The organism is Spirosoma koreense (genome assembly GCF_054777875.1).
In genome coordinates this window covers 566,125-578,526 of the sequence record NZ_BAAHAC010000005.1, presented here as the reverse complement: position 1 = coordinate 578,526, position 12,402 = coordinate 566,125, and the positions used below count along the sequence as shown (strand labels likewise).

Sequence of the window (12,402 nt, the reverse complement as noted above, 5' to 3'; positions counted from 1 at the left end):
AATTACTGGTTGCCAGCACCCATCGTCGGGACAGCCTGGCGCTGAATGGCCGTGACGAAGGGCTTGGGAGCGATGGGCTTCGGCGTAACGATCCGGAGGGTGTCGCGCCGGCGAGCCGAGTCTTTCTTCATAGGTGCAACCCGTTTGTAAGGCGTTGTTCCGCCCATGGGTGGCAGGTAGGTCGCGTTACGAAGCCGTTCGGCCAGGTGTTTCGACTCCGTGCGTCCTTTGATATAACGCTCAGCCACCAGAGCCGCGATGGGAGCGGCTACGTCGCCCCCCCAACCTGCGTTTTCGACAAAAACCGCGACGGCAATTTTAGGCGCGTTCATAGGAGCGAAGCCGACAAAAATCGAGTGGTCGTACTTATGACCGAATTTGGCGTTCTGCGACGTACCGGTTTTTCCGCACATGTCGAGACCGTACAGGTTGGCCGACTTGGCACTACCACTGATAACCGCCCGGCGCATACCGTCGATGACTGGCAGAAAATATGGTCGATCGACACCAGTTTCGTGACGTTCCAGGTACTCGCGGGGCAGATCGCCCCCCGGCTTGCCGAACCCTTTGATGTAATGCGGGGTAATGTACCAGCCCCGGTTGGCAATGGCCGCGGCCAGGTTCACCAGCTTCAGCGGGGTAATGAGTAGCTCTCCTTCACCGATGCTGAGCGACGAGACGTACGAAAATTTCCACCGATTGGCGCCTTTGTACATCCTGTCATAGTACGGAACGTCGGGCAGATTTCCGGACCGCTCCGAAGGCATGTCGACGCCCAGCCGCTGACCGATACCGAACTTCTCGACCCGTTCGTGCCATTTTGCCAAACCAATAGCCGATGCCTTGAAGGTGTTTTTTTCGAGGTTGTTATACATCATCCGCCGGAACACCTGGTAAAAATAAGGATTGCAGGAGTTTCCGATGGCCCCGCGCAGGTCGTTTCCGCCCCGGCAATGGCACCGCATGGGCGAACCCGCATGGCCGTATACCGTATTCGGGAACAGCGTACCATCCTGCTGAGCCACCAGCGCCTGAATCAGTTTGAAGGTCGAGCCGGGTCGATAGCTGGCCATGATGGGCCGGTTGAACAACGGCTTATACGGATTTTTAGCCAGCGCCCGGTAATTTTTGGAAAACACGCGGGTAGAAAGCAGATTCGGGTCGTAGGTAGGCGCGGATACGGATGCCAGAATTTCTCCCGTTTCCGGATCGACAGCAACGATCGCGCCGACTTTGTTCTGCATCAGGCTGTCGGCAAACTGTTGCAGATTCAGGTCTATGCCCGTAATAAGGTTTTTGCCCGCCACCGCCAGCGTGTCGAACGCGCCATCTTTCCAGGATCCTTTGTTGACGCCGTGTACATCGTGCATCATAAATTTGACCCCTCGCCGGCCGCGCAGTTGTTCTTCGTACTGCGCTTCCAGCCCTGTCTGTCCGATATAGTCGCCCTGTCGGTAGTAAGGATACTCCTGTTCGTCGAGCTTTTTACGACTGATTTCGCTGATATAGCCCAGCGCATTGGCCAGGGTGTTCCCAGGATAGGTTCGGATCGAGCTGATTTGCGGTTCGAAACCGCGGTAGTCGACCAGAGCATCCTGAATCCGGGCAAAATCTTCCATCGATAACCGACGCATAAACAGCGAAGGCTTGATCATCGAGTAATTTTTGGCCAGGCCTATGATGCTGTCGAAATCGGATTTCGTCAGATTCATCAGCCGGCAGAAAGCCAGCGTATCGGTAATTCTGACTTTTTTAGGCGTTACGTACAGGTCGTACACAGGTGTGTTATCGACCAGCAGTTTGTTATTGCGGTCATAAATCTGCCCTCGGTAAGGTACTTCAATGACCCGTTTGATCGAGTTCTTCGATGCGCCCAGCGAGTAGGTATCATCCAGAACCTGCAAATAAAACAATCGGGCCAGATAGAGCAGGCCAACCATGCAGAACCCCCCGATAATGACCCACTTACGATTCTCCAACATGAGAACTAATTCCTAAAATTCAAGCTACGTACCTCTACAAAGTTAACTCAATAACGATGAAAGCGGTAGGTAATGATGAATTATGAATGATAAAAGATGGATGAAAGTTCGCTCAGCCTATTTAGTGGTTTCTCATCGCTTATCATTCCTAATTCATCATCAATTATTACCATCCACGGGCCGTTGTCCGGATGCGGCACAGGTACATGTCGGCGGTGATGTAGAGTGTAGAGCCGTCGTCGCCCCAGGCGCAGTTGGCCGTAGCATTTCCTACTTTCAGGTGACCCAGAAACTCCCCCGCCGATGTCAGAACAATTACACCGTTGGCACCGGTAACCCATAAATTACCCGCCCGGTCGACTTTCATGCCGTCGAAGCCGCCCTCAAGTCCCTGCTTCTTCATGTCGGTAGCTCCGAAGAGCGTCCGCCCTTTCCCGACTGAGCCATCGGCCTGGAGCGAATACGCCATCACAAGTGGGTTTTTCGGGTCCGACTGGGCTACGTAAAGCGTTTTTTCGTCGGGCGAAAGGGCAATGCCATTGGGTCGGGTCAGGTCGTTGACCAGCAGCGTAACCGCGCCGGGCAGTCCGTTTCGGGAAGGAGCAATGCGGTAGACTCCGTACCCAGTGGTTTCGCGGTTAGGATCGTTTTCGCCTTTCTGCATGCCATATGGCGGGTCGGTGAAATAATAGCTGCCGTCGGAATGGGCCACGACGTCGTTGGGGCTACAAAAGCGTTTACCCTGGTAATTGTCGGCCAGGGTGCGTTTTCCGCCACTGCCATCGAGTGGCATAGCCGTCACTCGCTTATCCCCGTGTTCGCAGGAGATGAGTCGTCCCTGAGGATCGATGGTCAGGCCATTGGAGCCAGGTTCGCCCCCATACGGTCCCAGGCCGGTGTAGCCCGACGGTTTCAGGAAGGGTCTGGCGCCTTCTTTCTCCGTCCACTTGTAAACCGTATTTTCGGGAACATCGGAAAAAAGTAAGTAGTTACCCGGTTCATTCCCGCGGGCTTTTATCCAGATCGGGCCTTCTGACCAGGTAAACCCACTGGCCAGCACGTCAATTTTAGCGTCTTTCGGAATCAGTTTGTCGATGCGCGGGTCGGCCCGCACAATCTGCCCAATGGTTGGATAATTTGGAGCTTGCGCCAGGGCCGGGGTGCCGATGAGGAGCAGCCCACTGGCCAGCCAGAAGTGTTTCGTTTTCATGGTCAGGAACTACCGAGTGCGTGTATAGGGTCAGAATAAAAGGTATTCCCTGCTAAAAGAGGCTCGACGACGGCTTTTAACCTATTCCGATAAAGAAGCCGATCGGAAAGCCATCAATCGGCCCCTGTTGCATGCTCATGCCAGGCGCATACGGAACGCTGAACGCCTATCCATCAGACCAATCCTTTACACTTTCGAGGGGGCGATGCCGTACGTTTTTTTGAAGGCGAACGAAAAGTGCGACAAATCTTCAAAGCCCAGATCCAGGTATACGTCGGAGGGAGCTTTGCCTTTTTCTTTGATGAGGTAATAGGCTTCCTGCAAGCGCCGGTGTTGCAGCCATCGGCTGGGCGACACGTGAAAAATCTTTTCGAAATCCCGCTTAAACGTCGCCAGGCTCCGGCCCGTCAGATAGGCAAACCGGTTCAGCTCTACGTTAAAATGGAAATTCTTGTTCATGAACGCTTCCAGATCGATTTTACCGGGTTCCGAAAAATCGAACAGCACGTCTTTTAGCTCCGGATTGACCTTCAGTAACAACAAAATCGCTTCGCGCAGTTTTAAAGTCAGTAATGGCTCATTACCAGGCTGGGCCAGCTTCTGATAGGGCTGCAACGATTCCATATAGCTCTTGTAAAGCGGATCGGGCTTCAGTTTCAGCAAGGCATCGCCCTGGAGCCGAGGCTGATCTGCTTTATAACCATATTCCAGACTGAACTGACGCAGGGTTTCCTGATCGAGATAAACCGCCAGCGATTTGAATTCACCGCCTTGGGGTGGCATCTTGAGGAACTTAACCAGACTGGCCCGTTTGCTGAACCGGAAATCGCCCTCGCGGCTCTCGTATACATTGTTACCATCGTTCGTGATCAGCGTGCCCGCTATCTGATAGCTGAACACATGTTCCGATACAAACTGCTCGCCTTCGCGGCTTCGGGCATAGTAGCAGGAATAGGCAATGGAGGGCAGCTTCACTCGTTCGGCTCGACCAGTAGCCATATGGTGGAATGGATTATTGGTTTCCCAGACTCTTTAGCATAGTATTTAACCGCAAAGCGTCCCAAGTCGTTCGATGACGATGTCGGGGGCGCTTTGCGGTTAAATATCAGTTTATTACGGCGTAAATCGCGCGAACCGCTGCCGCCCGGAGGTAATGTGTTTTTACGGGTGCGGTTAATTACCCCGCAGAGACACAAATGCTTTACCGGCTTCTGTCTCCAGGAAATTTACGGCTTCGTCATGATCCGTTGACATACTGACAGGCTCCCATTTTTCCAGCTCTTCCTGACGGGCGGCATCCGCCTGTTTCACGATGGCAACGGCTTCGCTCCCCAGAATAAGGTGCACGGGGGGCTCGGGATGATCGACCAGCTCGACCAAGACTTTTGCGGCTTTGTCGGGATCGCCCATCGGCACATAGGCGTCGCCTTTCAGGTGCTCAGCAACCCAATCCACGGTCGATTCGTACCCTTCTACCGGCGAAGCGTAGCTCATGGAAGACCCGGCCCAGTCGGTGCGGAAACCACCCGGTTCGACCGAGGTAACGCGGATGCCTAGCGGAGCTATTTCTCTGGATAATGCTTCGGTAAAACCGCCCAGGCCAAACTTAGCGGCCTGGTACATCGTCAGGCCAGGGCCGCCGACCCGACCACCTACGGAACTGATCTGCAGGATACGCCCGGAGCGCTGCCTCCGCATGTAGGGCAGTACCGCGCGGGTAAGTTCGATCGGAGCGTACAGATTCGTTTCCAGCTGACTGCGGACCTGTTCATTCGTGAACGCTTCGGCCGCGCCCGTGATGCCAAAGCCAGCATTGTTCACCAGCACGTCAATGCGGCCAAAGCGTTCGATGGCCTCTTCTACCGCCGATCGGATCTGATCCCTGTCGGTTACATCCAGTTGAATTGAATAAATCTGATCCGGGTATTTCTGGTCAAGCTCGGCCAGTTGTTTTGGCTGTCGGGCGGTGGCTACTACCTTGTCTCCTTTTGCCAGTACAGCTTCTGTCAGGCTCCGTCCGAGCCCCCGTGAACTTCCGGTGATAAACCAAACTTTTGTCATGTCCGTGTCTAATTTTTTTGACAAAATTCGGGAGAATCCAACCCCTCAACTTTGTTGAAACGCTCAAAGGCAGTTTGTTGAAACGCTCATCGACGGCTATTTTTAGCTCAGCTGAGGGTAGCTTTCAAGCTGTCTGCAGACAGTTTACTGCACCTTTTTCGTTAGCTAATGAGAGAAACACCATAGAATATTTCTCTCATTAGCTTATTTTTAGGTGAAATTTCCATAATCCCCAATCAAATCGTTCATGAAAGACAACAAACGGTCGGCTTCTTCAGCTTCTGGCGAATCGAATTCCCGACGGAAGTTTCTGAAAACGCTCGGTGTGGCCGGCACAGCCGCAGCTACGGCACCAGCCGCCCTGGCCGAAACGACCACTTCACCCCTGCCTCAATACCTGAATCTGATTCGTAGTCACAGCAGCACAGCCGCCAACGATAAAGTACGGATTGCGCTGGTGGGTACGGGTGGCATGGGTATCGGCGACACGCAAACGGCGCTGATGGTGGATGGCGTCGAGATGGTGGCGGCCTGCGACCTTTACGACGGCCGGTTGCGCCGGGCCAGAGAGCTTTGGGGCGAACAGCTACCGATTACCAAAGATTACCGGGAGATTCTGGAACGTTCGGACGTCGACGCTATTATCAACGGCACGACCGACCACTGGCACCAGAAAATTTCGACCGACGCCATGCGCAAAGGTAAGCACGTCTACTGCGAAAAACCCATGGTGCAGAAGTTCGAAGATGGGCATACGCTGATCAAGGTAGCCAAAGAAACCGGTAAAGTCTTTCAGGTGGGTAGCCAGTTTGCCAGTTCGTTGCTGATTGCCAAAGCGCGCGAACTGATGAAAGCGGGCGATATCGGTGAACTCGTTTTTGCCGAAGCCATTTATGACCGCCACAGCGCGATGGGTGCCTGGCAATATTCCATTCCGCCCGATGCCTCTCCGAAAACCGTCGATTGGGACACATATCTGGGCACCGCGCCCAAACGCCCCTGGGACCCGCTCCGGTTCTTCCGCTGGCGGAACTATACGGACTATGGTACAGGAATTGCCGGCGATTTGTACGTGCACCTGCTGACATCCCTGCACTGCGTTACGGGTTCGAAAGGGCCAACCCGCATTTATTCGACGGGGGGCACGCGCTATTGGAAAGATGGGCGCGACGTACCCGATATTCAGCTCAGCATTTACGATTACCCGAAAACTGCCGAACACCCCGAGTTTAACCTCACAACCCGGTCTAATTTTGTCGACGGGGGCGGTGGCAATTACCTGGTGCGGATCGTAGGTACCGAAGGCGACTTATCTCTCGGCTTCGATAGCCTGACCGTTCACCGGAACAAATTCCCGAAAGCACCGGGCATGTCGATCGATAATTTCCCCAAAGATCAGAAAGAGTTGTTCATCGCCGAATACAACAAACTGTATCCGCAGACACCCGAGCTGGTTGGTCCGAAGGAGTTCAAATACACGTTCCCGAAAGAGTATAAGGGTGACCGTTACGAACACTTCGTCAATTTCTTTAACTCCATCCGGACCGGATCCCCTAATATCGAAGATGCGACGTTCGGGCTACGTGCCTGCGGCCCAACGCAGTGTGGCAATATGAGCTACTACCAGAAGAAAGCCATTGGCTGGGACCCTATCAACATGAAAATTCTGAACGCAACCTAGGCTTTCAGCCACTGAAAATCAGGATCAAGAGCCAATTAAAAAAGGCAGACCACGTGCGTGGTCTGCCTTTTTTAATTGGCAACTTTCTTAAACGAAGATAAGAAAGCCAGTTTTCAGTCATTGAGAAATACGCATGGAGTTATTGGGGATCGAACTGTCTGTCATTCCAACGAAAGGGAGCTCCTGAATTATCCTGATGTTTGAGATTCTTCCTTCGTCGGAATAACAAAATAGAAACGGGTTGATGATAGTATAAAATTGCCAATTCAACATAATGCCATATATTTAAAAGACACTAACCGTATATTCAGTATAAAATTCCTCTATTTTCATGAAGCGCTATATACTATCAATTTTTACCATTCTCTTCGTACCCGCGCTGGTGCTGGCACAAAACAAAGCAGGGAAATCGGCAAAGCAACTCCCTGATAAGCAACTAGAGCAACTAAAACAGCAGGCTATCGTCGCTATCGATGCACGAAAAGATCAGGCGCAGCAAATCAATGACATGCTATTCAGCTTTGCCGAACTGGGGTTTCAGGAAGAGGAATCGTTCAATTACCTGACGGGTATCCTGGAAAAAGAAGGATTTACCATCCAGAAAGGAATTGCGGGCATGCCCACAGCCTGGATTGCCACCTGGGGTTCAGGAAAACCAGTTATTGCCATTGGCTCCGACGTCGACTGCATTCCGAAAGCGAGTCAGAAACCCGGCGTTGCGTACAAAGACCCGATTGTCGAAGGAGCGCCTGGTCATGGCGAAGGGCATAATTCAGGGCAGGCGCTGAACATTGTGGCCGCACTGACTGTGAAACAGTTGATGGAAAAGAACAAGCTGTCGGGGACGCTGATGCTCTGGCCCGGCGTTGCTGAAGAGTTGCTGGGAGCCAAGGCGTTCTACGTTCGAGACGGTTATTTCAAGGATGTCGACGCTTGTATTTTCACCCACGTCGGCGATAATCTTACCGTAGCCTGGGGCGATGCAGGCTACAACGGTATGATTTCGGCCCGATTCACGTTCGAGGGGCAGGCCGCCCACGCAGCCGGAGCCCCCTGGCGCGGTCGTAGTGCGCTGGATGCGGTCGAACTGATGAACATCGGCTGGAATTACCGGCGCGAACACCTCGAACTGACCCAGCGGTCGCACTACGTCATTTCCGACGGGGGCGATCAGCCCAATGTGGTTCCGTCGAAGGCAGCGGTCTGGTATTATTTTCGGGAACGCTCGTATCCTAAAATTAAAGCGCTGTTCGAGAAAGGCATTAAAATGGCCGAAGGAGCTGCGCTGATGACTGACACCAAGTTTACCTACGAGATTCTGGGGTCGGCCTGGCCGGGGCATTTCAATAAACCGATTGCCGCAACCATGTACCAGAACATCCGGCGGATCGGGTTACCAACCTGGTCGCCGGAAGATCAGATGCTGGCCAAAGCGACTCAAAAGGAGTTGCAATCGCCGAATCTGAAAGGGCTGGATACGAAGCTGGACACGATCGGTACGCCCGTGCCGAGCGCGCCTACGATGATGATGGGTGGGCAGTCGATGGTGCCGTTGACGGGTGGATCCGACGACATTTCGGACATCTCCTGGTCGGTGCCGACAGTGGTTCTGGTGTATCCGTCGAACATTCCAGGATTACCCGGTCATCATTGGTCGAATGCCATTTCGATGGCTACGCCGATTGCACACAAGGGTGTGGTTGCCGGTGCCAAGGTAGAAGCGATGACACTGCTGGATATGCTGCTGAAGCCCGAACTGATCCAGGAAGCCAAAGCCTATTATACCGACGAGCAAACAAAAGAAACGAAGTATATACCCCTGATTTCGTCGAAAGAGATTCCTGCGATTTATCTAAACAAGAAAATCATGGCTGAATTCAAGCCGAAGCTGGCCAAGTTTTACTACAATCCGGCTAGGTATAAAACTTACCTGGAGCAACTGGGTATCAAGTACCCGACGTTGCGCGATGACCAGCGGGCTGAGCTAAATAAACCGACCGAATCGAAAGGAAAATAATTTACTTAAATCGCAAAACTGGGTCAATTTGCACGCGGGTTGACCCAGTTTGTATATGAGGAGGTCGCGCACATTAACCACATTCTTCTTTTCGACTGCCCCGGTGACTTTTGTCACTTTATTCCGCTTCGAAGGGATGGCTGGAGATTACTGAAAAATTCGCACCTTTGACCAGTCCTTTTTCATAAATCCCTGTTCTGGACGTGGGTACCATTACAACTATGCAAACCCGTTTCGCGTTTTTAATGCTTCTGCTATTCGCGCAAGTCAGTCTGGCCCAAACGAAACCAGCTGCCAAATCAGTTAAACCGACTACCAGGCCCGTTCCGGATCTGATAGGGCTTATTACCGTAAATCCGGATATGGTTCATGGCTCGACAAACATGACGGCTTTTATCGACATCATAGAGACTAAAAAGGTAGCAACCACGGGCCCCATCAAAGTTTTGGTTCAAAAAAACCTCTCCTATATTCAATTCAAGTTCGACCCAACCGCTACGTCAATTGGCCAAAGTCGGGTACTGAATGCCAACTGGAGCTTCGACGAGACCACAAACCCGAATTTTTACATTTTCACTTCCACCAAAGTAATTCCGGGCGGTGGGTTTTCGACAATTGCCCTGACGGGTGTGTTTTCAAGCCTTTCGACAGGGCAAACGGCTATCAATATGAGTATTGCCAAGGGCAGTGGCGGAGAAACTAACAACCTGAATAATTCATCCAGTTCGGCCATTCGGTATTCTAATAATTGACAGCGCTCGCTGCAAGTGATCCTGGGCGACGTTTTCACAAGGTGTCACGGATCACTTGCCTCTCAAGAAGGAGTAGCAAGCAGTACGCATCACCAGCACCAACCCTGAGTTCTGGGGCGAACATCAATTGCATGTTCGCCACCTGCGACTCTTTTGCTCACTCCACCTGCAAACGTGCCTGCCCTATTCCTGGCATTCCGCCTGGCGTTGCGCCTTCTGCCCGAAGGCGAATGCTGGTTTTCGCATCGGACGTATAAAACGAAACCGTAGCTTTCCCCTGGCTATTGGTCTGAACCATCGGTGCCCAGAATAAAGTCGTGCGGTAGTCGGGGCGGACGTGTTCCGGCTTTTTCACGTCGTAGCGGGGTGCGTAAAACTCGCGAACCGGCGCATAGCCAGGCAGCTTAGCGACCAGCGTACCCGGAACGGCTTCTTTCATTACATCGTAATTGGGGCCGCCCCGCTTGGTCAGGATCGAGATCACTCCTCCGCTCGCCCGCGAACCGTAGATGGCCGCAGACGCTCCCTTCAGGATATCGACCCGGTCGACGTCCAGCACCGAAATTCCCATAATAGCCTGTAAGTCCATCGGCATGCCGTCCAGCACGAACAGCGGCTCGACGGGTCCGCTGAAATTAGCCGCCCCCCGAATCTGAACACGGGCGTTGAAACCTGAGCCAACCACCTGCACTCCGGCCACCTGCCCCTGAATGACGTCCAGAATCGTTTGCCGCCCGGAGGTGTTCTGCTGAGTGAATTTCACACTGGCGTCGGGAGTTCCGTAAATTACCCGTGAATCGACTTCACGCTCTTTTTTCGCTTTTACGGTAACCGCCTGGAGCAGAACCTCGCCGTTTCGCCGAATCTGACGCTCAATTTCCTGGTATTCTTTAGTGCGCCTAATAAATTCAGCCAGCTCATCGCGCCGGAACTCCAGCGGATTATAAGGCACTCGCGTCAGGGAAACGGTTGGGGTCAACAACTGATCGAGGGTGATGACCAGGTTTCGGTTAGCTGTTCCTTTGATACCCTGAATCAGTACGGCCGTAGTGTCGGTAAAATCGAGGCCATAAGCACCGTAGTTTCCTGCTTCGTCGGTTTCGCCAGCCAGAAATATTCGTGAGCTATCCCGCTTCGCCAGCATAAACGTCAGCTTCACTTTACCGCCGGTGCCTTTCTGATTGGGCCGAACCACCTTACCCGTCAGCGATAAGCCTTCCTCGGCCGAGTAGCGAATCGGTGGATTATTTCCCGACAGCACGTCGGACCAGACGAACCGGCGCCAGCCCTGGGTCATGAGCAGCAGATCTAATTTCATCAGACGGTCCTGGTTGGCTGGGTTAAAATAGTAACCAGGTTGTTCGGTCACACCCGTCAGGTCCGAAGAAAGTAGCAGATGGGAAACGATGGTTGCCCCGTTAGAATCCGCTTCCGGAGCTAGTTTGGCATCGACTGCCGCAAGCGATAAATTAGTCGGGACGGGGTTGCCATTGACCGTAGTGGAGACGATCAGGTCGACTTTTTCACGGGTTTTAAACTGTTGTTTTGCTACTGTTAGCGAAACGGTTAGATGCTCATTTTTGGGGATGAACACCAATCGTTCGCAGGTGGGTTTATTTGTTTCATCAAACACGGTCAGTTGCGAGATGCCTTCGGGAAAGTCGGCCCGGGGCAACTGCACCATCGCCGTTTTTTTGGCCAGCGGTATTTTAGCCATCTGAATGATCTGCCCGCGGGTCTGGGCTACCAGCGTCATAGCAGCAGACGCATCTGAACTGGTTTTGTTATGGGCCAGATACACTTTTATATTGTCTTTATGGCTAAGATTATCGACCAGCATCACAACACCCTGTGGCTGAACGGCCGGTAAAGCATACGAAGCCTTCGAGCCATCGGGAAGTGTTATAGAAGCCGAATAAGTCTGACCAGCTTCGGGTTTAAACGTAACGAACCCCATTCCCAGATGCGTACTGGTAAAGCCGATTATGGTATCTTTTCTGGCACTAACCACAAACCCCTCCACCGATACGCTCTGCCCAGACGCATCGACCGCCTTGTAGGCTACCCGACTTTCAATGCCTTCTACCAATTGCCCCCCTTCCGGCAGAAACTGCACATCGACCTGGGGCGCGGCACTCCTGGAAACCTTGGCCGTCGATGGTACATCGCTGTTCCCCAATACCAGTAGCGACCGGGTAAAAAAATACGCTTCCGGGTCATTCCGCATGAAGTTCGTATAGGCCCTGAGTTCATACGTGCCCGACGGTAAGGAATCAGAGAGCGTAAGCTGACCGGGCGCATAACTGTCTGTGGCGCGGAGCTGGACCCGGAGCCGAACACGTTTAGCCTGCGGCTCGACCAAATCGACGTACAGCACCCGGCTTACGGTATCCGCTTCGTGGGTAGTACCGTTAAAGATGTAACCTTTCAGCCAGATAGTCTCACCGGTCAGGTACACATCGCGGTCTGTCTGGACGTACACTTTTTCGGTGGGATGCTGTCGGCTGTAGGCCTGAAATAGCGTAACCAACCGTTTGGTAAAATCATCGTCCTGGCTCCGGAAGCCAACCAAAACAGCGGTTATCAGCAATAGAAGTAAGCTGAAATATCCCAAAAAGCGGGGGCGAATAGAATAGAATTTGGAATCAGGTGCCTTCATTACTCAATGAAGTAGTTAAATTAGCAGAATTACCTCTTCT

Annotated in this window: 8 protein-coding genes; 3 read left to right on the top strand and 5 right to left on the bottom strand. The window is 52.7% G+C overall.

Going from position 1 to position 12,402, the window contains the following annotated elements:
* Positions 1 to 2 precede the first annotated feature (2 nt).
* The 4 genes from ACYVC2_RS08205 to ACYVC2_RS08190 all read right to left on the bottom strand — a co-directional run bounded on the left by ACYVC2_RS08205 (position 3) and on the right by ACYVC2_RS08190 (position 5,253).
* Positions 3 to 1,982 carry a penicillin-binding transpeptidase domain-containing protein gene (locus tag ACYVC2_RS08205; RefSeq protein WP_461101820.1) on the bottom strand — a complete coding sequence of 660 codons (1,980 nt, stop codon included), beginning with the start codon at positions 1,980 to 1,982 and terminating at the stop codon, positions 3 to 5.
* 166 nt (positions 1,983 to 2,148) lie between these two features.
* Entirely contained in the window at positions 2,149 to 3,192 is a 1,044-nt protein-coding gene (locus ACYVC2_RS08200) for an SMP-30/gluconolactonase/LRE family protein (RefSeq protein ID WP_461101819.1), read from the bottom strand.
* A 186-nt stretch (positions 3,193 to 3,378) separates the two neighbouring features.
* The gene (locus ACYVC2_RS08195) at positions 3,379 to 4,191 is read right to left on the bottom strand and encodes a helix-turn-helix domain-containing protein (protein WP_461101818.1); all 813 of its coding nucleotides are present in this window, start codon (positions 4,189 to 4,191) and stop codon (positions 3,379 to 3,381) included.
* Between the two features lie 174 nt (positions 4,192 to 4,365).
* Positions 4,366 to 5,253 (bottom strand): oxidoreductase, encoded by an 888-nt coding sequence (locus ACYVC2_RS08190; protein WP_461101817.1) that lies wholly within the window; start codon positions 5,251 to 5,253, stop codon positions 4,366 to 4,368.
* Positions 5,254 to 5,500: 247 nt separating this feature from the next.
* Between ACYVC2_RS08190 and ACYVC2_RS08185 the strand changes: the two genes are divergently transcribed.
* The 3 genes from ACYVC2_RS08185 to ACYVC2_RS08175 all read left to right on the top strand — a co-directional run bounded on the left by ACYVC2_RS08185 (position 5,501) and on the right by ACYVC2_RS08175 (position 9,703).
* Positions 5,501 to 6,934 carry a Gfo/Idh/MocA family protein gene (locus tag ACYVC2_RS08185; RefSeq protein ID WP_461101816.1) on the top strand — a complete coding sequence of 478 codons (1,434 nt, stop codon included), beginning with the start codon at positions 5,501 to 5,503 and terminating at the stop codon, positions 6,932 to 6,934.
* Positions 6,935 to 7,265: 331 nt separating this feature from the next.
* Positions 7,266 to 8,951: an amidohydrolase gene (locus ACYVC2_RS08180; protein ID WP_461101815.1), complete on the top strand. Its 1,686-nt coding sequence runs from the start codon at positions 7,266 to 7,268 to the stop codon at positions 8,949 to 8,951.
* Between the two features lie 221 nt (positions 8,952 to 9,172).
* A complete protein-coding gene (locus tag ACYVC2_RS08175; RefSeq protein ID WP_461101814.1) occupies positions 9,173 to 9,703 on the top strand; it encodes a hypothetical protein in 531 nt (176 codons plus the stop codon).
* A 157-nt stretch (positions 9,704 to 9,860) separates the two neighbouring features.
* On the opposite strand, the gene ACYVC2_RS08170 is transcribed toward ACYVC2_RS08175, so the two are convergent.
* A complete protein-coding gene (locus ACYVC2_RS08170; protein WP_461101813.1) occupies positions 9,861 to 12,362 on the bottom strand; it encodes a TonB-dependent receptor plug domain-containing protein in 2,502 nt (833 codons plus the stop codon).
* Positions 12,363 to 12,402: the final 40 nt, after the last annotated feature.